This window comes from Sphingomonas telluris, assembly GCF_022568775.1.
GTDB lineage: Bacteria > Pseudomonadota > Alphaproteobacteria > Sphingomonadales > Sphingomonadaceae > Sphingomicrobium > Sphingomicrobium telluris.
Genome location: NZ_JAKZHW010000001.1, coordinates 1,817,110 through 1,840,255, shown reverse-complemented (window position 1 = coordinate 1,840,255; position 23,146 = coordinate 1,817,110). Strand labels below are relative to the sequence as shown.

Annotated in this window: 19 protein-coding genes; 8 read left to right on the top strand and 11 right to left on the bottom strand. The window is 64.6% G+C overall.

What is annotated here, in order from left to right:
• The 6 genes from LZ016_RS09290 to hflK all read right to left on the bottom strand — a co-directional run bounded on the left by LZ016_RS09290 (window position 1) and on the right by hflK (window position 7,743).
• Complete coding sequence (locus tag LZ016_RS09290; protein ID WP_241447095.1) at window positions 1-2,049, bottom strand: OPT family oligopeptide transporter; 2,049 nt, start codon at window positions 2,047-2,049, stop codon at window positions 1-3.
• Window positions 2,050-2,060: 11 nt separating this feature from the next.
• Complete coding sequence (locus LZ016_RS09285; RefSeq protein ID WP_241447094.1) at window positions 2,061-2,450, bottom strand: nuclear transport factor 2 family protein; 390 nt, start codon at window positions 2,448-2,450, stop codon at window positions 2,061-2,063.
• Window positions 2,440-4,080, bottom strand: coding sequence for a helicase HerA-like domain-containing protein (locus tag LZ016_RS09280; protein WP_241447093.1), 1,641 nt, complete (start codon window positions 4,078-4,080; stop codon window positions 2,440-2,442). The genes LZ016_RS09285 and LZ016_RS09280 overlap by 11 nt, the downstream gene beginning before the upstream one ends.
• A 68-nt stretch (window positions 4,081-4,148) precedes the next feature.
• Window positions 4,149-5,726, bottom strand: coding sequence for a Do family serine endopeptidase (locus tag LZ016_RS09275; protein WP_241447092.1), 1,578 nt, complete (start codon window positions 5,724-5,726; stop codon window positions 4,149-4,151).
• A gap of 74 nt (window positions 5,727-5,800) precedes the next feature.
• Window positions 5,801-6,664: a protease modulator HflC gene (hflC, locus tag LZ016_RS09270; RefSeq protein ID WP_241447091.1), complete on the bottom strand. Its 864-nt coding sequence runs from the start codon at window positions 6,662-6,664 to the stop codon at window positions 5,801-5,803.
• Complete coding sequence (gene hflK / locus LZ016_RS09265) at window positions 6,661-7,743, bottom strand: FtsH protease activity modulator HflK (RefSeq protein ID WP_241447090.1); 1,083 nt, start codon at window positions 7,741-7,743, stop codon at window positions 6,661-6,663. The genes hflC and hflK overlap by 4 nt, the downstream gene beginning before the upstream one ends.
• A 72-nt stretch (window positions 7,744-7,815) precedes the next feature.
• Here hflK and LZ016_RS09260 point away from each other — a divergent pair, with 72 nt between their 5' ends.
• Both LZ016_RS09260 and LZ016_RS09255 read left to right on the top strand, forming a co-directional pair.
• On the top strand, window positions 7,816-8,772 hold the full coding sequence (locus LZ016_RS09260; protein WP_241447089.1) for an Mrp/NBP35 family ATP-binding protein: 957 nt from the start codon (window positions 7,816-7,818) through the stop codon (window positions 8,770-8,772).
• Window positions 8,773-8,798: 26 nt separating this feature from the next.
• Entirely contained in the window at window positions 8,799-9,236 is a 438-nt protein-coding gene (locus LZ016_RS09255) for a CoA-binding protein (protein WP_241447088.1), read from the top strand.
• Here LZ016_RS09255 and LZ016_RS09250 read toward each other — a convergent pair.
• Together LZ016_RS09250 and ubiA are read right to left on the bottom strand one after the other, a co-directional pair.
• Window positions 9,233-10,579, bottom strand: a complete 1,347-nt coding sequence (locus LZ016_RS09250) for a TldD/PmbA family protein (RefSeq protein WP_241447087.1) — start codon at window positions 10,577-10,579, stop codon at window positions 9,233-9,235. The genes LZ016_RS09255 and LZ016_RS09250 overlap by 4 nt on opposite strands.
• A gap of 9 nt (window positions 10,580-10,588) precedes the next feature.
• Window positions 10,589-11,503 carry a 4-hydroxybenzoate octaprenyltransferase gene (gene ubiA, locus LZ016_RS09245; protein ID WP_241447086.1) on the bottom strand — a complete coding sequence of 305 codons (915 nt, stop codon included), beginning with the start codon at window positions 11,501-11,503 and terminating at the stop codon, window positions 10,589-10,591.
• A 126-nt stretch (window positions 11,504-11,629) separates the two neighbouring features.
• Here ubiA and LZ016_RS09240 point away from each other — a divergent pair, with 126 nt between their 5' ends.
• The 6 genes from LZ016_RS09240 to LZ016_RS09215 all read left to right on the top strand — a co-directional run bounded on the left by LZ016_RS09240 (window position 11,630) and on the right by LZ016_RS09215 (window position 17,575).
• The gene (locus LZ016_RS09240; protein ID WP_241447085.1) at window positions 11,630-11,941 is read left to right on the top strand and encodes a hypothetical protein; all 312 of its coding nucleotides are present in this window, start codon (window positions 11,630-11,632) and stop codon (window positions 11,939-11,941) included.
• A gap of 80 nt (window positions 11,942-12,021) precedes the next feature.
• Window positions 12,022-12,900, top strand: a complete 879-nt coding sequence (locus LZ016_RS09235) for a PEP-CTERM sorting domain-containing protein (protein ID WP_241447084.1) — start codon at window positions 12,022-12,024, stop codon at window positions 12,898-12,900.
• Complete coding sequence (locus tag LZ016_RS09230; protein ID WP_241447083.1) at window positions 12,900-13,640, top strand: 16S rRNA (uracil(1498)-N(3))-methyltransferase; 741 nt, start codon at window positions 12,900-12,902, stop codon at window positions 13,638-13,640. The genes LZ016_RS09235 and LZ016_RS09230 overlap by 1 nt, the downstream gene beginning before the upstream one ends.
• A 69-nt stretch (window positions 13,641-13,709) precedes the next feature.
• The gene (locus LZ016_RS09225; protein ID WP_241447082.1) at window positions 13,710-15,080 is read left to right on the top strand and encodes a glutamate--cysteine ligase; all 1,371 of its coding nucleotides are present in this window, start codon (window positions 13,710-13,712) and stop codon (window positions 15,078-15,080) included.
• Window positions 15,081-15,085: 5 nt separating this feature from the next.
• The gene (gene pip / locus LZ016_RS09220; RefSeq protein WP_436286362.1) at window positions 15,086-16,051 is read left to right on the top strand and encodes a prolyl aminopeptidase; all 966 of its coding nucleotides are present in this window, start codon (window positions 15,086-15,088) and stop codon (window positions 16,049-16,051) included.
• Between the two features lie 90 nt (window positions 16,052-16,141).
• On the top strand, window positions 16,142-17,575 hold the full coding sequence (locus LZ016_RS09215; protein WP_241447080.1) for a GH1 family beta-glucosidase: 1,434 nt from the start codon (window positions 16,142-16,144) through the stop codon (window positions 17,573-17,575).
• Window positions 17,576-17,578: 3 nt separating this feature from the next.
• On the opposite strand, the gene LZ016_RS09210 is transcribed toward LZ016_RS09215, so the two are convergent.
• From LZ016_RS09210 to ku, 3 genes are read right to left on the bottom strand one after another with little or no spacing between them, the layout of a single operon-like run.
• On the bottom strand, window positions 17,579-19,738 hold the full coding sequence (locus tag LZ016_RS09210) for a penicillin acylase family protein (RefSeq protein WP_241447079.1): 2,160 nt from the start codon (window positions 19,736-19,738) through the stop codon (window positions 17,579-17,581).
• A complete protein-coding gene (ligD, locus tag LZ016_RS09205) occupies window positions 19,731-22,247 on the bottom strand; it encodes a DNA ligase D (RefSeq protein WP_241447078.1) in 2,517 nt (838 codons plus the stop codon). Before ligD ends, LZ016_RS09210 begins: the two co-directional genes overlap by 8 nt.
• Window positions 22,248-22,249: 2 nt before the next feature.
• Window positions 22,250-23,125 (bottom strand): non-homologous end joining protein Ku, encoded by an 876-nt coding sequence (ku, locus tag LZ016_RS09200; protein ID WP_241447077.1) that lies wholly within the window; start codon window positions 23,123-23,125, stop codon window positions 22,250-22,252.
• Window positions 23,126-23,146 lie beyond the last annotated feature (21 nt).

The following is a 23,146-nucleotide window of genomic DNA, read 5'->3' as shown; positions in this document are numbered from 1 at the left end:
CTACCGGTAGGTGGCTTCCGACGGAACGAGGGCATCATCGTCCGGAGCCGGAGCGTTCGACGCCCGGTTCTTCGTCCAGAAGTAGAGCGCCAGGATCGCTGCGGTAAACACTGCGAGGCTGACGACCATGACCGCCGGATAGGCTGGTACCAGCGCGAACACGTTGGCGCTGTCCTCCGACCCGGCCCTTTCGGCGCCGGCAACGGCAAAGGCATAGACGACGCCCATCAGGCTTTCGCCGACGATCAGTCCGGTCGCCATCAGCACGCCCATCCGCTCAGCGAAGGCGGGGCTCTTCGACTGCATCGCCCAGCGATTGTAGAACCAGCCAAGTGCGGCGCCGAACGGGATCAGCAGGTCCGCCTCCAGGGGCAGATAGATGCCCATGCCGATCGCAAGCGGCGGCAGGTGCAGCCGCCTGCCCGAGAAGCGCTTGAGAACCTCGTCGACAATGACCGCGACCACGCCGATGAGCGCGCCTTCGCGGATCAGGCCCCAGTCGAGGCTCCCGCCGAGCACGCCCTGCGCGATCGTCGAGATGATCGCCGCCTGGGGAGCGGGGAGGGCCGTGGGCTTCGCGCCGGGGGCACCCTGGAACGTGAAAGCCGTGTTCATGAGGTCGAGGATCGGCGGGATGACCAGCGCGCCGAAGACGACGCCGAGCACCAGCGCGACCTGCTGCCGCCAGGGCGTGGCGTCGACCAGCTGGCCGGTCTTCAGATCCTGCAGATTGTTGTTCGAGATGGTCGCAACGCCGAAGATGATGGCTGTGACGAACAAGGCGAAGGCCACGAGCGCCTTGGTCTCATCGACGCCGGCACCATGGAAGAGCGCGGCAAGGATCAGCGAAATGCCCAAGACCGACAGGATACCTACGCCGGAGATCGGGCTGTTCGATGCGCCGATGAGCCCGGCCATGTAACCGCAGACCGCCGCGATGACGACGCCGGCGATCAGCGTGTAGATGATGCTCAGTGTGATCGTGACGCCGGGTTCAGCGGCGATCGGCGCGGTGTTGCCGAACGCGAAGAGCAGCAGGCCGATCGGGATCATCGAGAGCAGGATGGTCGCCGCGACGATGCCGATCGGGATGTCGCGCTCGGTGAGCGGCAAGTCGGCTGCGCGGCCGGCCTTGCGCTCGCGGTTGGCCGCGATCGCCGCCCGGATGCCTCGGATGATCGGGCCCATGATGCGCAGCAGGGTCCAGATGGCGGCGACGCCGATGGTGCCGGCGCCAACCATGCGGGCCTTCTGACGGAACGCTGCACCGACCAATGTTTCGAGATCGGGGGCGGCGACTTGCGCCACGAAGCCGGCGTCCTGCGTCCAATGAGGCACGATGAAGACCCAGGTGATCAGCATGCCGACAATCATCGCCGCACCGACCGCGACGCCGACGAGATGGCCTACGCCGATGAGGGCCATCGACAGGCTGCCGGAAATCGCCGAACCCCCGGTTCCGACCTTAAAGGTCCGCCCGACGGTGTCGGTCAGCATGCGGGTCTTCGCGACCAGGAAATAGGCCGCCGCAACGACGGTCGAACCGCCGATGAGGATGAGGCCGCGGCGGTTCTCCTCGGCTCCGCCGACGCCGCTGCCGACTTTCAGCACTTCAGCCGCCGCGACGCCTTCGGGGAACGGCAGGTCCGTGCCGGTCACGAGCGCGCGCCGCAGCGGCACGGAATACATGACGCCCAGGATGCCGCCGATGCCGATCACGGCTACCGACAGCCAATAGGGAAAGCCGGTCCACCATCCGACCATGATCAGGCCGGGCAGGACGAAAATGATCGCCGACAGTGTTCCCGCCGCCGATGCGATCGTCTGGACGATGTTGTTTTCCTGAATCGTCGCATCGCGGAAGGCCTTGAGCACGGCCATAGAAATGACGGCGGCCGGGATCGAGGTCGCGAAGGTGATGCCGATCTTCAGGCCGAGGTAGACGTTGGCCGCGGTGAACACGACGGTGATGAGCGCGCCCAGGATAATGCCGCGCAGAGTCAGTTCGCGAACGGCCTTCACGCCGTCCTGTTGAGTTACAGTCGCCACGTCTTCCCCTCTTAAAACTTACATCCCGGCGGCGCTGGGCTCGAATGCCTTCGCACGACCTGCCACCGGTCTTCTTCCTTGACCCAGACGTCCGTTAGGAGGACGCAATCTTCGATCTCGCCGCCGAAATACTTCACTTTCCAGCGTGCCCAGACCGTCCCGACCATGACCTCGTCGCTGACGAACGATTCCCGGATCTCCAGGTCGATCGTCACGATCTCGCGCTGCTGAACGGCGGCAAGCCATTCCTCGCGATTGATGATGAAAGGGCCGCTCGCCCGCGTTCCGATGAGGACGAAGCGGGGATGGATCAGCGAACGCAGGCCGTCGATGTCGCGCGAAAGGAGCGCGTCCCGCCACTCATTCTCGAGCGACTGAATCAGCTCGCAACTAGCGTCCACGCAACAGGCCTCCGAAAATCCCGCGGAGCAGCTGGTTGCCGATCTGGCGGCCGACGGAGCTGGCGATCGAACGTCCTGCCGACTGCATCATCTTGTCGGCCATCGTGGGCTTGGCGGCCTCGCGGGCCTGGCGAGCAGCTTCACGCTCCGCAGCCACCCGCTGGCGCTCGGCTTCGCGCTGCTGCTGAGCCTCGAGGCGGGCTTGTGCTGCCTGGGCGCGGGCGGTCTCCTTCGCGACGATGGCGTCTTGCCGGGCCTTCTCTGCAGCGGCCTTGTCTGCGTCGTTCTGCGCCTTGGCCGACGCCGCAGCCGCAGCCGCTTCATCGCCCTTGGCCTTGAGGATTTCCTCGGCGGAATCGCGGTCGAGCAACGTATCGTACTTGGTGCCGACCGCGTCGGTGGTGACGATGACGTTGCGTTCTTCGGGTGTCAGCGGACCGACGCGCGTCGAGGGCGGCTTGATCAGCACGCGCTGAACGGGGGAGGGCGAACCGTCCGGCTGCAGGAACGAAACCAGGGCCTCGCCGATCTTCAGTTCGGTGATTGCGGTTGCGACGTCGATTTCCGGATTGACGCGGAACGTGTCGGCGGCCGCCTTCACGGCCTGCTGATCACGCGGCGTGAAGGCGTTAAGCTTGTGCTGGATGCGGTTGTTGAGCTGCGCGGCGACCTTGTCCGGAATGTCGATCGGGTTCTGCGTGATGAAATAGACGCCGATGCCCTTCGAACGGATCAGGCGGACGACCTGCTCGACCTTTTCGAGCAGCCCCGGAGGCGCATCGTTGAACAGCAGGTGGGCCTCGTCGAAGAAGAAGCACAGTACCGGCTTGTCCGGATCGCCGATTTCCGGAAGCTCTTCGAACAGTTCGCTCAGCAGCCAGAGCAGGAAGGTCGCGTAGAGCCGCGGGCTCGCCATCAGGCGATCCGCCGCAAGCACATTGACATAGCCCCGGCCCTGATCGTCGAAGCCGATGAAGTCGTGCAGGTCCAGCGCCGGCTCACCAAAGAAATGATCGCCGCCTTGGCTTCTCAGCTGAAGCAGCGAGCGCTGGATCGATCCGATCGATTGCTTGGACACGTTGCCGTACTGCAGGGTCAGCTGGTCCGCCTGCTCGCCGCAATGGACCAGCATCGATTGCAAATCGTCGAGATCGAGGAGGAGCAGACCCTCCTTGTCCGCGACGTTGAAAGCGATGTTGAGCACGCCTTCCTGAACGTCGTTGAGGTTCATCAATCGGCTGAGCAGCAGCGGACCCATCTCGCTGACGGTAGTGCGGATCGGGTGGCCCTGCTCACCGAACAGGTCCCAGAACTGGACCGGAGTGTCATGGTAGGTCCAGCCGGTCATGCCGACATCCGTCGCGCGCTGCGCGAAGATCGGGTGGATTTTTGAAGTAGGCGAGCCGGCCATCGCGAGACCGGAAAGGTCGCCCTTCACGTCCGCGACGAAGCAGGGGACGCCGGCAGCTGAAAGGCCTTCGACGATGCCCTGCAGGGTCACGGTCTTTCCGGTGCCGGTCGCTCCGGCGATCAGTCCGTGACGATTGGCCCGGCTAAGCTCGAGGCTCTGCGGATTGGCTCCGCCCGAAGCACTTCCAATGAAGACGCTGCTCGTCGACCCGTCGGCCATGCGCTCTCCCTCGCACATTCGCTTCCCCTAGCCTAGCGGCGGCGAATACGGATTGCGAGGGAGGCTCGCTACTTCTGACCGCTGCCGATTTCGATGCCGATGAAGGCCTCGGGCGCGGTGCCGCGCTTGACCAGCAGGAGGACGTTCGTCCGGCCAGCCCGGCGAGCGGCATCGACTGCGGCCTGGACCTGCGCGGGGGTAGTCACCAGCTGCTGGTTTACCGAGACGATGAGATCACCGCGCTGCAGGCCCTTTTCGCCCGCGTCGCTGTTCGAATCGACCGAGGCGATCACCACGCCGCGGGCGCCGGCCGGCAGGTTCAGTGCACGTGAGATCTGGGGGTTGAGCGACTGGAGCGAGAGTCCGAGGACCGAGCTTCCCGGAGTTGCCGGACTGTTGTCCTGGTCCGTGCCCTGGTCGGTGTCGCCTCCGCCGAGCTGCTTGGCGAGCTCTTCCTCGGTTGGGCGCTGGCCGACGGTCACGTTGAGCGACTGGCGCTTGCCGCCGCGGATGATTTCAAGCGGCACCTTCGATCCGACCGGCGTGTTGGCGATCAGGAAGGAGACCGTCTGGTCGGGGTTTACGTCACGGCCGTTAACGCGGACGATCACGTCGCCCTGCTGCAGGCCCGCACGCGCTGCCGGCTCGTTCGGCTGGACCGAACGGACGATCTCGCCGCGATCCTTCGGAAGACCGAGGCTCTCGGCGATATTCTCGTCGAGCGGCTGGAGGCCGACACCGAGGTAACCGCGCTGCGGACGCTGACCACGACGCAGTGAATCGATCACGGGCTTGGCCGCTTCCGCCGGGATGGCGAGACCGATGCCCACCGATGCACCCGTCGGGGAGATCAGCGCCGAGTTGATGCCGATGACGTTGCCACTGAGGTCGAACATGGGTCCGCCGGAGTTGCCCATGTTGATGGCCGCATCGGTCTGGATGTAGCGATCGTAGGCGCCAGCACCGGTGATGCCGCGGTGCAGGGCCGAGATGATGCCGGCCGTGACCGAGCCACCGAGACCGTACGGGTTGCCGATCGCGAGAACCCAGTCACCCACGCGGGCGTGGGTGCTGTCACCCCAGTTCACGTAGGGCAGGTTCTGCCCTTCGATCTTGAGGAGCGCGAGGTCGGACGCGGTGTCGCGGCCGATGATCCGCGCCGGATATTCCTTGCGGTTCGTCATTGTCACCGTGACCTGGTCGACGGTGCCGTTGCCGGTCGCGCTCTGGATCAGGTGGTTGTTGGTGACGATGTAGCCGTCCGGCGAAATGATGAAGCCGGAACCGAGCGAGCCGGTCTCGCGGGTGCGCGGGCCGCCGCCCTGACCACCTTGGCCACTACCGCCTTGGTCGCCGCCGCCCTGGTCGGGCATGCCGAAGCGCTTGAAGAATTCCTCGAGCGGGTCGGCCTGCGTGCGCACCGGCACGCGCTGCTTCGTCGAGATGTTGACGACCGCGGGCTGTAGCTTGGCCGCGAGATCCGCGAAGGACATGGGCGCTCCGCCAGGAGCCATTGCAGCAGGCGCGTTCTGAGCAACCTGCGCTCCCGCCTCGCCGGTTGCCCACGAAAAGGCGGTTCCGCCCAATAGCAGCGCCGTTGCAACTCCATAGGCGTAGCGCACCGTCCCGGACTCCTTCGATCTCATCGATACTCCATGAATTGCACGTTTAGCACCTGAGTTTGCGCTAGCCAGAACGCCTGAACGCGAATTGAACAGGCTCAGCGCCCTTTCCCAGCGAATTCCTTCAAATAGGCATTGTCAGGCGACAAAACGATGGTCGTCGGAGCAGCTTTTTCCTGTCCGTCGCCCACGAAAGTGGTCTGATAGCTCTGCATGGCGCGGTAGAAATCGTAGAAGTCCACGTCCTTGCCAAAGCTGGCCGCATAGGTGCGAGCCGCCTCTGCATCCGCCACGGCGCGGATGATCTGCGCCTGCTTCGCACCTTGCGCGCGGATCGAGCGGGCCTCTTGCAGACGAGCCGTCCGCATTCGGTCGTAAGCCGACTGAAGCGGCGTCCCGTCTGGCAGATCGGTCTTCTTGATCCGGACGTCGATGATCTGAGCGCCATATTGCCGGGCGATCAGGTTCAGCGACTGCTTCACGCTGTCCATGATGCCCTGCCGCTCCGGCGTCAGGAGCTGCGCGAACTCGATGCGGCCGAGCTCGTTGCGGACTTCGGAACCGAGGATGGGACGAAGCTGCTCGCGAAGCTGCTCCTCGTTGCGGGCGCGGACGTACATCAGCAGCGGATCCACGATGCGGTAGCGTGCGAATGCGTCGACCTCGAGCCGGCGCTGGTCGGTCGAGAGCACCTGCTGGCGCTGCATGTCTACGTCCTGCACGCGCTTGTCGATCCACACGACGTCCTCGGCGAAGGGGATGCGCCAGCTGATGCCGGCGCCAGCGCCGCCGATGGGACGGCCGGGCTCGTAGCGATTGAGGATGCGAACCGGCTTGCCGAAGCGGACGACGACCGCCTGCTTGGTCTCCGGAACGATCGGGAAGCTGCTGATGACCACGAACAGCGCGATCAGCGCGATCACGATCGAGAGGATCGAGTGGCGGCGGAAGAAATCGGTCATCGCGCCGACTCCTGCTGCTGCGACTGCTGTTGCTGCTTCTTGATCTCCGGCAGCGGCAGATAAGGTGTGACGCCGGGCGCCTCGATGATCGTCTTGTCGACCTTCGACAGAACCTGCTCCATCGTTTCGTAGTACATGCGACGGCGGGTCACGTCTGGCGCCAGCTTGTACTGTTCGTAGACCTTGTCGAACGCGGTCGCCTCGCCCTGCGCCTTGGCTGTCAGCTGAAGCGCATAGGCGCGTGCCTGGTTGACGTAGGACTGCGCGTCCTGCTGCGCGGCGGTGACTTCCTTGAAGGCGTCGTTGACCGCGTCAGGCGGATCGGCCTGCTTGATGGCGATGCCCTGCACTTGGATGCCCGAACGGTAGCCGTCGAGGATTCGCTGCATGGTCTCGGCAACCTGCGTCTCGATCTCGGCGCGCTTGTCGCCCATCGCGTCGTTCAGGCTGACGCGGCTGACGACCGCGCGCATCGCGCTTTCCGCAACCTGCTTGATCGTCTCGTCCGGATCGGAAAGCTGGAACAGATAAAGCTCCGGCGTGCGGATATTCCAGCGAACCGAATAGGCGATGTCGAGCAGGTTCTGGTCGCCCGTCAGCATCAAATCGTTCGCCTCTGCCGAGCCGAGATCGAAGGTCCGGATATTCTGGACGTCGATCTTCTTCACCCGATCGATCGGGGAGGGGAACGTCAGCCCGATACCCGGCCCGAGCGTGGCGTTGTACCGGCCGAAACGGGTGACCACGCCTTGCTGACCCGGCGCGACGCTATGGAAAGAGGTCCCTAAGATCCACAGCAGCGCCAGGACGCCGGCGATCCAAATGACGATCGATGTGTTCGGCCGTCCGGGAAGGTCTCCGCCGAAGCGCGCGCGGCTCTTGCGCAGGAAGTCGTCGAGGGACCCGACCTGGCGCGGAGCCGATCCTCCGCCGCGGCGTCGCTTCGGGCCGTCGCCCCACGGCCCTGCGGGCTGATGATCGTCGCCGCCCTCCGGTTCGTTGCCGGATGGTCCCCAGGGTCCCTTGTTGTCGCTGAAGAGGGCTCGCGCCCGTGGCCCCAGCCCCGAAAGAATTGTCATAAATACACTATAGGGAGCGGAAATCGCGAAAAACAGTGGCAAGCGCGAGGGGAGCACCTATGTCGCGCCGCGATGGCCGATCCTCTTGCCGAACTCGACACCCTTCCGGACGCCGGGCGTATCCGGTCGCGAAGACTGAATGACGGTGTCGCGACGCTGATCGTCGATGCCACCGGTTTGGCCGATGCAGACCGCAAGGTGCTGGAGGCAGAATTCCATCACGCCGCGTCGGGCATTGCGGGCGTCGAGGAAGTCCGCATCGCTCTGACGGCATCGCAGCAGCATCGGACCCTGATCGCCGTTGGGAGCGGGAAGGGTGGCGTGGGCAAGTCCACCGTCGCTGCCAATCTTGCCGTCGCGCTGGCGAAGAGTGGGAAGAAAGTCGGTCTCGTCGATGCCGACGTTTACGGCCCCTCGCAGCCGACCCTGCTTGGCACGGATGCCAAGCCGACCGCCGACAACGACCGTCTCAATCCCGTTGAGGCTCACGGCCTGAAATTTCTTTCGCTCGGGCAATTGGTTTCGCCCGGTCATGCGCTCGCCTGGCGCGGACCGATGGCGACGGGCGCCCTTGCCAAGCTGGTCGAGGCTGATTGGGGCGACGCCGAAGTGCTGGTCGTCGATCTTCCGCCGGGCACGGGCGACGTGCAGCTGTCGCTAATCCAGAAGTCGCGGCCGGACGGAGCAGTGATCGTCTCCACGCCGCAGGACCTGTCGCTGATCGACGCGACGCGCGCAATCGATCTGTTCCGCAAGATGGACGTGCCGGTGCTGGGGATCATCGAGAACATGGCCGGCTATATCTGCCCGCATTGCGGGGAGGGATCGGACCCCTTCGGCAGCGGCGGCGCCGAGGCCGCGGCGGCTCAGATCGGAGTGCCGTTCCTCGGACGCCTTCCGCTTTCTGCAGCAATTCGTTCAGCGTCCGATGCTGGAAATCCGCCGGCGCTCGGCGATGGGCCGGAGGCGAAAGCCTTCACCGATCTGGCTGCCAGAGTGATCGACGCACTGGAAACGGTGGGCCGCTAAAGCATTGAAGCACCAGGAGGCCGTCCATGCCGCTGACCCGTGACGAAGACATTGCTGAACTTCTGACCAATGCCCGGAACATCGCCGTCGTTGGTTGCTCAGACCGTCCGGACCGCCCGTCCTACGGCGTTTCGGCCTTCCTGCAGCGGCACGGCTACCGAATCCTGCCGGTGAATCCGCAGATCACCGGCGAGCGCGTCCACAGCGAATTCGTCTGGCGCGACCTGCACCAGCTCGGCGTTCCGATCGACATCGTCGACATCTTCCGCCGACCGATGGCGGCGGGTGAAGCGGTCGATGAAGCGATTGCCGTCGGGGCGAAAGCCGTGTGGCTTCAGCTCGGCATCGTCAATGAGGAAGCGGCTGCCCGCGCCGAAGCCGCGGGGCTAAAGGTCGTCATGGACCGCTGCACGAAGATCGAGATCATGCGGCTCGGCATCCCCGCGATCGAGGGTGCGGACTAGGCCGCGGCCACCGTCATTTCGGGGATGAGGATCGTCGGAGAGTCGATGCCGCGCCGGAACTCCAGGTCGCTTCCCGGTTCCAGCGTCGCGAACATGTCGATCAGGTTCGATGCGATCGTGATCTCGGCCACAGGCTCTGCAATCTCGCCGTTTCGAACCATGAAACCGACCGCGCCACGGCTGTAATCGCCGGTCACCGGGTTCACGCCCTGGCCGATCAGTTCGATGATCAGCAGTGCTTCCGGGAAGGCGGTGAGCAACTCATCGCGGCTGCGCTTTCCAGGCGCGAGGAAGAGATTGGTCGGACCCGCACCAGGCGCGCCGCTCGTCCCCCGCACGGCATGTCCGGTAGGCTGAATGCCAAGCTGACGCGCCGAAGCGCTCTCCGCCGTCCACGTGCGCAACACCCCGTCCGCGACCAGATCCATCTGCGCTACGGGGAGGCCTTCACCATCGAACGGCCGCGAGCGAAGGCCGCGAAACCGAAGGGGATCGTCGGTGATCGTCACGCCAGCGCCGAAGATGCTTTCGCCAAGCTTGTCCTGAAGGAAGCTCGACTTGCGAGCCACGGCGCCGCCGGTGATCGCGCCAGCGAAATGCGTGATAAGCGATCCGGCGACGCGCGGATCGAACAGCACGGGGTAGCGGCCCGGCTTCGGCTTGCCCGGGTTGAGCCGCGCGACGGCGCGCTCGCCGGACAGCCACCCGACCTGTTCCGCAGGGTCGAGGTCTTCGAGATGGCGAGTGCCGTGCCATGCACTGTCGCGCTGCATCGTCGCGCCTTCGCCCGCGATGACCGAGGCAGACACGCTGTGTCCCGTCGCGCGATATGCGCCGCTGAATCCCGTCGACGTCGCGAGCGCCACGGTACTCGCCGAGCTTCCGGCGGAGGCGCCGCTCGAATTTGTGATCTGGGGCACGCCAAGCGCCGCCCTTTCCGCCTCGAGCGCGCGGCTGCGCATCGCCTCGGGATCGGCACCCTGGCTATCTTCCGATTGGACGTCGGGCGGAGTTCCGCGTTGCAACAACTCGGCCGGGGCGAGACCCGCAAACGGATCTTCGGGCGCTTCGCGGGCCATGGCGATGACACGCGTGACGAGTTCCCGCAGGGCCTCGGGCGAGAAGTCCGATGAGGAGACGGTCGCCGAGCGCTGCCCGATGAATGCGCGCAGGCCGACTTCCTCGCCCTCCGACCGGTCGACATGCTCGAGTTCGCCGAGCCGGACCTGAACACTTTGGGACTCGGAGGCCGCATAGATCGCGTCGGCGGTGTCGGCGCCTGCCGCGCGTGCCTGCTCGACGAGCGACTCCGCGATCGCTCGCGCCTGTTCGATGGGAAGCATCGGGAGCGCCTAGCGGCTCGAAAGACCGACGACCAGCATTCCCAGGAAAACGAGAAAGCCCGCGGTTCGGTTTGATCGGAACAGCTTGAGAGCACCTTCGCCGTCCTTCGGATCGGCACGAAGCGCCTGATTGGCGAGGTGTAGCGCCGCCGGAGCGAGCGCGAACAGCGCCAGCCAGTCGGGACGCACCGCCCAGACTGCTGCGCCCCAGAGAATGACGGCGATGGCGTAGAAGATTGCGACGCCGACGGGCGCCTTGCCGCCGAGACGTCGGGCCGAGGACTTCACTCCGACGAGTGCGTCATCCTCCAGGTCCTGGATCGCGTAGAGCGTGTCGTATCCGATGACCCAGGCGATGCTCCCGAACCAGAGCAGCAGGGCCGGCCAATCCAGCGTCCCGCGAACCGCCGGCCATCCGACCAGAGCGCCCCACGAGAATACGAGACCGAGCCACGCCTGTGGCCACCAAGTGATCCGCTTCATGAAAGGATAGGCGGCGACCGGCGCGACGCTGACGAGCGAGACGATCGCCGCCGTCCGATTCAACTGCGCAAGGACGACCAGTCCGATTGCGCAAAGGACCCCGATCAGGAGCCACGCCGACTGGAGCGACACCCGCCGGCTGGCGAGGGGGCGCAACTTCGTCCGCTCCACCCTCTTGTCGAGGTCCCTGTCCACGACGTCGTTATAGACGCAGCCGGCGCTGCGCATCGCGAACGCGCCGAGAAACAGCCACAGGAACAGATCCCAGCGCCCGCCGACGCCCGCGAGCGCAACGCTCCACGCGCACGGCCAATAGAGCAGCCATGTCCCGATCGGGCGATCGAGCCGCATCAGCGAAGCATAGGGACGCAGCCTCGGCGGTAGTCCGCCGATGAATCCGCGCCGCTCGCTGTCCGGGACGATGTCGCCAGCCGTGCTCACGCTCGCGGCTTAGCGGGTTGATGGTGGCCTTAGCAAAGCGCTTCGCCCGGCAACGAAAGATAACTGCCTCGGCTGCTGAGCTTCATTTAAAGCGCGCGGACCCCGGGTGGACGGAGGAGAGCGCGTATGAGCAGGATCACCGTGTTTGTGGCGGCTATTTGCGCCGTTGCCGTTGCAGCCCCGGCCATGGCCGGTGAAGTCAATGGAAGCACGAAGAACCCCAAGTCGGACTATTCCAAGGGAATGTCCTTCTGCAAGTTCTCCGGCTTGAACGACGATCCGGACGCTCCGATTGACGGTCCGGAGGGTCCCGGCGGTCGCGTCCAGAATTGGGGGCACACGCATCAGATCTTCGATCTCGATTCGTCCGGTTTCAACCCGGGCGAGGGATGCAATCCTAACTCGAACCCGCTGCCGCCCGAGTTGCTCAACCGGTAGCCTGTTCTGAAGGCTGCGGCTAAGCGGGCGCGATGCCCGTAAAGCCTGTTCGTTCGTCAAGAAGCCGACCACACTTTCTCGTGGGGTCGGCATCGCTGGTTTTCACCGTCTCGTTTCTCGCGGCTCTGCCGGCGGAGCCGAGATCGATCCTGTTCGTGGGCAACAGCTTCACCTTCGGCGGCGAAGCGGAGGCGGTTCTCAAGTACCGGCCGGAGACCGTGACCGACCTTAACCGGGACGCCACGGGAGGCGTACCCGCGCTCTTTCAAGCATTCTCAGACCAGTTGCATCTGGGTTGGCGCGTGTCGCTGGAGACTTCGCCCGGCAAGTCGCTGGAGTGGCATTGGGACAACAGGCGGCAGGTTCTGAACCGCAAGTGGGATGCGGTCGTCCTTCAGGACTACAGCACGCTCGATCCCGACCAGCCCGGCGATGCTTCGAAGACGGTGACCTATTCGGGCAAGTTCGCCGAAATTTTCCGGCGTAAGTCGCCCCATGTCGCTCTCAGCATGACGGCGACGTGGAGCAGGCCGAACCTGACGTACCCGAGCGGCCAACATTGGTCGGGGCAGCCGATCCAGCGCATGGCGAAGGACGTGCGCCGAGGGTACGACGAGGCGCGGGCCGCCCATCCATCGATCGCTCGCATCCACCCCGTGGGAGAGGCCTTCAACTGCGCCATCGCCCGCGGGATCGCGGATCCCAACCCCTATGACGGCATATCGCTCGGTATGATCGATCTGTGGGCGCCGGACCATTATCATGCATCCGTGGCGGGCTATTATCTGGAGGCGCTGGTCGTGTTTGCGGGAGTGACGGGCCTGGACCCTCGACGCCTTGGAAAGGATGAGCGGGCCGCCCACGATCTCGATCTCGATGAAGGCCTTGTGGTTCGACTTCAGCAGCTGGCCCAGGACATCACGCACGGCGACGGCTGCAAGGCTGCGGCCGCCCCCTAATGCCTGCGACGCCCGCCTGGCCGGCAAAGAGCCTTCCTCGCCTCTTCGTGCGGGGGGAGTTGAGCGAAGGCGGGCGCCTCGAGCTCGATCCCGGCCAGGCGAACTATCTCGGCAACGTCATGCGGCTGGGTGAGGGCGCCCAGTTGCTCGTTTTCGACGGCAGTTCCGGCGAGTGGCTCGCAACCGTCGCCGAGGCCGGCAAGAAGCGCATGACGTTGACGGTGGGGCCCCGGACCCGCGAGCCCGAGAGCATTCCCGACGTCTGGCTGGCCTTCGCGCCGGTGAAGCGCACGCAGACGGATTGGCTCGTCGAAAAGGCGACCGAACTCGGCGTCGCCAAACTCATCCCCGTCATGACCCAGCGAACCGTAGCCGAGCGCGTGAAGCTCGACCGGCTGCGGTCGATCGCGGTCGAAGCGGCGGAGCAATGCGGTCGGACACGGCTGCCGGAGATCGCGGAGCCGTTGTCGCTCAAGCAACTGCTCGAAGGGCGCGACAGCAGTCGGCCGCTCTATTTCGCCGATGAAGGCGGCGGAGAGCCGCCCTCGTCTTCATTCAATCCGGGGCCTGCGCTCATCCTCACCGGTCCCGAAGGCGGCTTCACCGACGATGAGCGCGCGACGATCCGCGCTACCGCCGGCGCGGTGCCGGTTTCCCTCGGTCCACGCATCCTGCGCGCCGAAACAGCCGCATTGGCCGCGCTGGCCGCTTTCATGGCGATTGCCGGCGACTGGCGCTGAAGCCAGCCTTATCGGCTTATAAGCTGGAAGTGCTGGCGCGGGCTTGGGCGCGCCGCTAACGGGCCGGTGATGACGACGCGTACGGACGACAAGAAGAGCCGCCTGATCGAGAGCCGCGAGGACTTGTTGTCCGTCTTCGCCGGCGGCGAGAAGCCGCCCGAGCGCTGGCGCATCGGTACCGAGCACGAAAAATTCGTCTACCGCCTCGAAGACCATCGGGCGCCGAGCTACGACGAACCCGGCGGCATTCGCGACCTGCTGATGGGTCTCACCGAGTTCCCGTGGCAGCCGGTCCTGGAGAACGGCAACGTCATCGCGCTGAGTGGCCCGGACGGCACGATCAGCCTGGAGCCGGCGGGGCAGTTCGAGCTCTCCGGCGCCGCGCTCGAAAACCTGCACCAGACCTGTGCAGAGGCGGGCCGCCACCTCAACCAGTGCAAGGAAGTCGGCGCGCGGTTGGGCATCGGATTCCTCGGCCTCGGCATGTGGCCGGACAAGGCGCGCGCCGACCTGCCGGTCATGCCCAAGGGCCGGTACAAGATCATGCTTAACTACATGCCGAAGGTCGGATCGCTCGGCCTCGACATGATGCTTCGCACCTGTACCATTCAGGTTAATCTGGATTACGCGTCCGAAGCCGACATGGTAAAGAAGTTCCGTGTCGGCCTGGCCCTGCAGCCGGTTGCCACCGCGCTCTTCGCCAACTCGCCGTTCACAGAACGCAAGCCCAACGGCTATCGCAGCTTCCGCAGCCACATTTGGGAAGACACCGACCCGGACCGCACCGGCATGTTGCCCTTCGTGTTCGAGGACGGGTTCGGATACGAGCGCTACCTCGACTACGCGCTCGATGTGCCGATGTACTTCGTCTACCGGGACGGCCAGTACATCGACGTTGCAGGCGAGAGCTTCCGCGCCTTCCTCGAAGGCAAGCTTCCGCAACTGCCCGGTCAGAAGCCGCTGGTTTCGGATTTCGTCGACCATCTCTCGACCATCTTCCCCGAAGTCCGCCTCAAGAGTTTCCTGGAGATGCGCGGTGCCGACGGCGGGCGCTGGGGCCGGATCTGCGGCCTCCCGGCGCTGTGGGTTGGCCTTCTCTACGACGATGTCGCGCTCGATGCGGCGTGGGACCTGGTCAAGGACTGGAACATCGAGGAGCGCAGCCAGGTTCGGCACGACGTTCCACGCTTGGCACTCAAGACGCCCCTGCCCCGCGGTGGCACGGTCCACGACCTCGCTCGCGAAGTCCTCGAAATCGCAGGCGAGGGCCTGACCCGCCGCAACCGGCTCAATTCCGCCGGGGACAATGAAGGCGGCTTCCTCGATCCCCTGCGAGAGGTCGTCGCAACCGGCGTGACGCCTGCAGATCGCCTGCTCGACAAGTATGAGAATGAGTGGAATGGCGACGTGTCGCGCATCTACGAGGAGTTCAGCTTCTGATGGACATGCAGACCACGCAGCGCCGAGGGCTCTATCCGGAGATCGAGCCCTACGAAACAGGGATGCTCGACGTCGGCGACGGTCACAGCCTCTACTGGGAACTGACCGGCAATCCGGACGGCAAGCCGGCGGTGATGCTCCACGGCGGACCGGGTGGCGGATCGAGCCCCGATCACCGCCGTCAGTGGAACCCGGACAAGTACAAGATCCTCGTTTTCGACCAGCGCGGCTGCGGCAAGTCCACGCCCTACGCGAGCCTCGAGAACAACACGACCTGGGACCTCGTCGACGACATTGAGAAGCTGCGGACGCAGGTCTCGAAGGTCGACAAGTGGCAGGTTTTCGGCGGCAGCTGGGGCTCAACGCTCTCGCTAGCGTATGCGCAGACCTATCCCGAGCGCGTCACGGAACTGATCCTGCGCGGCATTTTCCTTTTCGACCAATATGAGATCGACTGGATGTACGCCTTTGGCGGCGCATCGTCCGTCTACCCCGACAAGTGGGACGAGTTCGAAGCGGTCATCCCGCAGGACGAGCGCAGCGACATGGTCGAGGCCTACCGCAAGCGCCTAACTAGCGACGACAAGGCTGAGCAGCTCCGCGCGGCCCAAGCATGGAGCAAGTGGGAAGGGGACATCGTCACTCTGCTGCCGAGCCCGGCAACGATCGAGCATTTCACCAGCCCCGACGTCGCCGTGGCGGTCGCGCGCATCGAGAACCACTACATGGCGAACAACGGCTGGTTCGAGGAAGGCCAGCTGCTGAAAGGTGCGGAAAAGCTGCGCGGCATCCCGGGCGTCATCGTTCAGGGCCGTCACGACACCTGTACGCCGCCGGTCGCGGCGTGGAAGCTCAAGCGGGCATGGCCGGAAGTCGATCTCAACATCGTTCCGGACGGCGGGCACCTGTTCAACGAACCGGGAGTTCTCGACGGGCTGGTGCGCGCTACGGATCGCTTCGCCGACGCCTGACCCGGTGCGCTTGTGAGCGCTAACATTTAGCCTCGCCAACGGCATTAGCCGTGCTATCCATCACCCTTCGTTTTGGGAGAGGCGAAGGGCATGAACGAGTTTTCGCGGCGCGATTTCGGCAAGGTTCTTGGCTCGGCATCGGCCGCAGCGTTGGTGAGTGCGCATTCGACGGCCGCGAGCGCCGCACCGGTCGAGCTTCGCTTCCCGAAAGATTTCCGTTGGGGCTGCGCGACGGCGGCCTACCAGATCGAAGGCGCGGTGAAGGAAGACGGCCGCGGGCCGACCAACTGGGACGTCTTCTCGCATACACCGGGCAAGGTGGTCGGCGGCGACACGGGTGACATCGCGACGGACAGCTATCATCGTTACGCCGAAGATACGCAGCTTCTAAAGAACCTGGGCGTCAGCACCTATCGCATGTCGCTGGCCTGGTCGCGCATCTTCCCGGAGGGCCGCGGCAAGCCCAACCAGAAGGGCGTCGATCACTACAACAAGGTCATCGACAACCTGCTGGCGAACGGCATCGATCCCTACGTCACCATGTTCCACTGGGACTATCCGGCGGCGCTTCCGGGCGGTTGGCAGAACCGCGACACGGCGAAGGCCTTCGCGGACTATGCGGGCTACATGGCGGGACAGATCTCCGACCGTGTGAAGAACATCATGACCGTGAACGAGCTGCGCTGCTTCACCGACCTGAGCCACAAGGTTGGCATCCACGCGCCCGGGTTGAAGCTTCCCGATGCGGAAGTGAACCAGGTTCGTCACCACGGCGTGGTTGCTCACGGCTTGGCCGTGCAGGCCATCCGCGCGCACGCGAAGGCGGGGACGCAGGTCGGAATAGCCGACAACACGGTCTTCTACGTCCCCGTAATGGAGACTGACGACCATGTCGCTGCGGCCAAGAAGGCCACGCGCGAAATGAACGCCATGTTCCTGACCGCGATCATGGAAGGCCGGTACATCGACGAATATCTGACGCAGGAAGGCGCCAATGCGCCCAAGGTCCAGCCCGGCGACATGGAAGCGATTGCCAGTCCGCTCGATTTCCTGGCGCTCAACATTTACGCGCCCGAGTGGGTTCGCGCCGACGATTCACCGCGCGGCTATGCGACGATCCCGCACATCCCGTCTTCGCCGCACATGGCCTCGCCTTGGCTGATCGTCGGCCCGGAGGTCGCATACTGGGGCGTCCGTCAAGTCAGCGAGCTGTGGAAGCCGAAGGTGCTCTACATCTCTGAGAACGGGGCGTCCGCGGACGATCCGCTTCAGAACGGGCGCGTCGACGATGCCGATCGCGTCATGTACCTGCGCAACTACGTCTCGCAATTCCATCGCGCGGTCGCGGAGGGCTATCCCCTGAAGGGCTATTTCCTGTGGAGCCTGCTCGACAATTTCGAATGGGCCGACGGGTACAGCAAGCGCTTCGGCATCCACTACGTGGACTTCAAGACGCAGCGGCGCATCCCGAAGCTGAGCGCAGCCTGGTACAAGGAAGTGATCCGGCAGAACCGGGTCGTCTAACCCTCACTGCCCGGGCTTGTAGCGCCGCTCCGTGTGGCCCTTCAGCTGGTCGGGGTAGAAATAGACGTCGCGCAGGTTTCCGGTCGCGTAGCGTTCGGCTTCGTCGTTGAAGTGCGGCGACGTTGGATTGCCGCTCTCACCGCCGGCCGTAACCGCTCGGGCGCGCACGCGATTGCCGAACTCAACGACCGCGACGAAGGAATTGCCGTAGTCGCCGTACCACTTCTTCGTGCCGTCCCGCGGCATCGAGCGGAAGGACGCGAGCGAGCCGAAATTGCCGTCGGCGAACGGCACCGGAATGCTCGGCGCGGCGTCGCTGTAGGTCGCCTTGATCGCCGGCGAGATTCGCTGGAAGCGATTGATCTCTCCCCACGGGACCTGAGACCAGCCAAAGTCACGGCGTAGCGCGGCAACCGTCGTGTCGAGCGCCTTGAGCTTCTGCTCGGCCGTCGTGTCGCGGCCGAGGCGCATCATCACCTTGTTGCCGGGCTCGTCGGTTGGGGCATTGAGCGCCTTGCGAAGCGTCAGGCCCCAGTTGACGGCCAGCGACTGCGCCACCGAACCCGCGCTCCAGCGGTAGTCCCAGGTACGCAGGATGTTGATCGCTCCATCGAGCCGTTCGCGCCGCGGATCCTTCTTCGGAAGCGCGTCGAACGCCTTCACGAGCTGAGGGATGAGATCGACGAAGGCAGGCTGGAGACTGTCGTACGCGGCGGCCTGCAGCTTCTCGAGAGTCCAGCCGCTGCTGTTCGTCAGCAGCTGAAGAGCATGCACCCCGCGATAATTCTCGCCGTCCATGTCCATATATTTCGGGAAGCGCTTCGGATCGGCGCTGTTCGGCCCAGCTGCGCGATAGGGCCAAGTATTCGTGTTTTGCACCCAGCCGTTCGGTGGGGTCGTGACGCTCGGCAGTTCGGCGAGGGTGTGCAGCGGACCCCGGTCCGTGGCCGGGTCGCTGCCGTCGACGGGCTTCGTGTAGTCGAAGCGGTCGTCGCGCCTCGGGACGAACTGCGGGTGCAGGTAAGCGATCTCCCCCTTATCGTCCGCAAAGATTGTGTCGTTGGAACTGTTGCTCTTGAGATTTGCGACCTTCAGGAAGTCCGCGAGGTCGCGCGTCTTGGTGCGGAGGAAGCTCTGCTGAAGAGCCGTGACGGGCCGGTCCATCATCGCGAAGGCCACCCAGCGGCCGTTGGTCCCCCGCACGATCGGGCCGTGATGCGTTCGCCATGTCTTGAACTCGCGGGAGGCGATCTGGCCGTCGGCGGTGCGGTAGCGGACCGTCACCGGGCGCGTGGCGAGCGGCCGGCACTCCTTGCCGTAACGGTAGCAGAAGCCCTTGCCCTTGCGCTCGAGCTTCTCTGCGAACTCATCGACGCTATCGACGCCGCTGGACGTGTGCATCCAGCCCGCATGCTGGTTGAAGCCCTGGTAGATGAAGAACTGGCCCCAGGTCGCCGCGCCGTATGCGTTCAGACCTTCGTCGCTCGTCACCTGCTGCTCCGAGCGAAAGAAGAAGCTAGTGTGGGGGTTGATCAGGAGAAGCGCGTTTCCGTCTCGCGTGATCTTCGGAGCGATGGCGATTCCGTTCGATCCGTTCCGCTCGGGATCGCGCGGCTCGAACGCCAAGGTCTGCTTGCCGTTGTAGAACTTCTGAAGCTCGCCGAGGTCGATCCGCTCGATATCGCCGCCGATGCTGCCTTCGGTAAAGCTCAGCGCCATCCACGGTTCGAACCGCGTCAGCACGCGCGGATGCACCTGCGGATGCGTGGCGAGATAGTAGTTCACGCCGGCCGCCCAGCCGTCCATCAGCTTCTTCAGCCAGTCAGGGCTGGCCTTGTAGTTGGCCTGCAGCTCGCTCTCGCTGACGTAGAGCCGCGCGCGCAGGTCCTGCCAGATCGCCTTCTCGCCCTCGGCCTCCGCGGTACGCCCGAGGTTCGTGAGATAGTTGGCCTCGATCCGCGGGAAGTCGTCTTCGGCCTGGGCGTAGATCATGCCGAACACGGCGTCCGCGTCGCTCTTCCCCTTCACATGAGCGATGCCCCAGTCGTCGCGCGTGATACTCACGCGGTCGGCTTGTTTCTGCCACTGCTTCAGCTCTGCGGGCGAGGCAGCCGTGAGAACGAAGAGAAGGGGAAGGAGTGCTGCGCGGGTGCGGCTATGCATCCGGTAGCGATTGCGTCGCTTTTCCCCAGCCCGCAAGCTTCTTCAATTTCGCACGCCGCAGCAGTTCCCCGGCGTCCAGAATGGAAAAGGCGTGGCCGCTATCGAAGTCCTTGAGTTCGTCCCACGCGATCGGAGCCGCCACCGGAGCGCCTTCGCGGGCACGCGCCGAGTAGGGCATGACCGCCGTCGCGCCGCGCTGGTTGCGAAGCCAGTCGAGGAAGATGCGGCCCTTGCGCTGCACCTTGCGGATGTTGGCGGTGAAGCGCTCGGGCTCCGACTCCGACACCGCGCGCGAGAAACGGTCGGCGAAGCTCTTCACCTCCGTCCAGTCCGCGGTCGCATCGAGCGGGACGACCACGTGGATGCCCTTGCCGCCGGTCAGTAGCGGGAAGCTCTCCAACCCCATCTCTCCGACGAGATCCCGGACCCGGACAGCCGCGTCCTTCACCTTGCCGAAGTCCAGGCCCTCGTCGGGGTCGAGGTCGAACACCAGGCGATCCGGATACTCGACATTGTCGACCTTGCTGCCCCAGCCGTGGAATTCCATCGTGCCCATCTGCACGCAGGCGAGCAGGCCGCGGATGTCGTCGAAGTAGAGATAGTCCTCGAAGTGGCCATCCTTCTCCTCGATCGGAACCTGCTTTACGTCCGGGCCGAACGTGCCCTTGTCGTGCTTTTGGAAGAAGCATTCCCCGGTGCGCCCGCCGGGGCAACGGATCAGGGTCATCGGACGATCGGCGGCATCGAGCATGATCAGCGGCTCGATGGTCGCGTAATAGTCGGCGAGGTCCTTCTTGGTGAGGCCGAGCTCGGGGTAGATGATGCGCTCGGGGCTTGAGATTTCGATCCCGAAATCCTCGGCGCTCTTGAGCTTAGCCTTACCTCGTGACGGCGGCTTGGCCTTCGACTTCATGCTCGTTTCCTCGAGATGCTTCGGCACTTCGCGCACCACCTGCGCAGCCGGCTTGTCCTCGCGAAGGGCGATGAAGCTCGGGTGCCGGAGAACGCCATCCGAGGTAAACTCCGTGAAATTGATTTCGGCCACGAGCTTGGGCTCGATCCAGTGCGCGCCCTTGCGATCGGGCCGGGGCACTTCGACGGCCGCCTTGCCGGTCGCGAGCGGCTCCATCCGCTCCATCAGGTCCTCAATCAGCGCTGCATTGAAGCCCGTGCCGACCTTACCCGCGTAGCTCAGCTTGCGGCCGTCGCGCGTGGCGAGCAGCAGCGAGCGGAAGCCGCGCCGTTTGTCGCTCTCCGACCAGCCGATGATCACGAACTCCTGCCGCTGGATGCATTTGATCTTCAGCCAGTTGCGCGACCGGTCGCCGCGATACGGCGCGTTCGCAAGCTTGGCGATCACGCCCTCGCCGCCGGCCTTGCAGATCTCGCGGAAGAGTTCATCGCCGCGCCCGAGGACATGGTCCCCGAAGAGGATCGGCGCCGGAATACCAGCAAGCAGCGACTTCAACCGATCCTTCCGCTCGATGTTTGGGAGGCGGGTGATGTCCTCGCCACGGTCGACCAGCAGGTCGAAGGCATAGAAGGCGAGGTTCTTGCCGCGGCTGTCCTTCAGAGTGGACTGCAGCAGCTGGAAGTCCGGCTTGCCGTCATCGTTGAGCGCGACGGCCTCACCATCGATAAGGCAACCCGCGGGCAAGTTTGCCGCCGCTTTCACAAGTGCCCGAAACTTGTCGCTCCAGTCCTTGCCGTTGCGCGTCCAGGCCGTGGCTGCGCCGCTGCCGGTCGCCATCAGCAGCCGGTAACCGTCGTACTTGTATTCGAAGAGCCAGTTCGATCCGGCGGGCACTTCGTCGACGAGCGTCGCGAGCTGAGGATTGCGGAAGGGCGGAGGAGCCTCACTCGACTTCTTCTTCGCCCGTCCGCCCTTTTGCCCGCCGCGATTGGAGCGCCAGACGTCGGTGCCCGACGCGATCTCAGCCATGGTTCGCCCGGTCGTGACGCTGGTGACCGCTTCGTCGACCAGTTCGTCGCCATCTTCGGGATTGGCGAACTCGTCGGTGACTTTCTTGAGCATCCACGTCTCGCGCCGGTCGCCCGGACGGGGCTTCAGGCGGAACATCACCCATTCGCCTTTCATCCGCTCTCCCTCGAGCGTGAAGTGCAGATGGCCTTCCTCGATCGTCTTGCGCGGGTCCTTGTCTGGGTGGGGAATCCAGCGTCCGTGATCCCACAGCATCACTGTCCCACCGCCATATTCGCCCGCCGGGATCGTCCCCTCGAAGCTGCCGTAGTCGAGCGGATGATCCTCGGTCCGCATGGCGAGGCGGTTCTCGCCGGGATCGACGCTGGGGCCCTTCGGCACCGCCCAGCTTTTGAGGACGCCGTCCAGTTCCAGCCGGAAGTCCCAATGTAGGTGCGACGCGTCATGCTTCTGGACGACGAAGCTGTCCCCGGAGCCCTTGAGCCTGCGGCCTTTGGGCTCCTTGGTCTTCGTGAAGTCGCGCTTTTGGTTGTAGGTCTCGATGTCGAGGCCCGCGCGCTTCGCCATGACTATGCTCGCTTACGGGCCGGTTCTTTGGTCGCCTTCTTGGCAGGCGCCTTCTTGGCGGTTGCCTTCTTGGGCAATGCCTTCTTCTCGTCGCCGAGGCTCTTCTTGAGCGCAGCCATAAGGTCGATGACGTTGGAGCCCTTCGGCGGACCCTTGTCGGCATCTGGGTCCTGGATGACCTTCTCGCCCTTGCTCTTCTGCTTCTCGGCAATGAGGTTCTTCAGCGCGTCGACGTAGCGATTGTGGAACTCGGACGGGTCGAACTCGCCCGCCTTCCGCTCGATCAGCATGCTCGCCATGTCGAGGAGGTCCGGGTCCGGCTTGGTGTCACCGATGTCGCGGAAGAAGCCCGACGACTTGTGCACTTCGTCGGCGTAGCGGAGCGTCTCCATCAGCATGCCGCGGCCCGAAGGCTTGATCGCAACGACATATTCCTGCCCGCGCATCGCCATCTGGCCGACGCCGATCTTCTTCGCGTCCTTCAGCGCGTCGCGAAGAACGACATAGGCTTCCTCGGCCAGATCATCGGCCGGGACCACGTAATAGGGCTTCTCGAAGTACATAGGTTCGATCTCGTCCTCATCCACGAATTGGACGAGGTCGAGAGTCTTGCGGCTCTCGAGCTTCACCGCCTCGATCTCTTCGGGATCGAGCAGGACGTAATGGCCCTTCGAGACCTCGTACCCCTTCACGATCTCGTCCGGATCGACCGGTCCGACACCGGGAACCACCTTTTCATATTTGATCCGCTTGCCGGTCGGCTCGTGGACTTGGTGGAACTGGATCTGGGCACCGCTCTTCGTGGCCGGATAGATCTCGACCGGGATCGAAACCAAGGCCAGGCGGATCTGCCCTCTCCATGCTGGACGCGACGGCATTCTTGTACTCTCCCGAGCTTG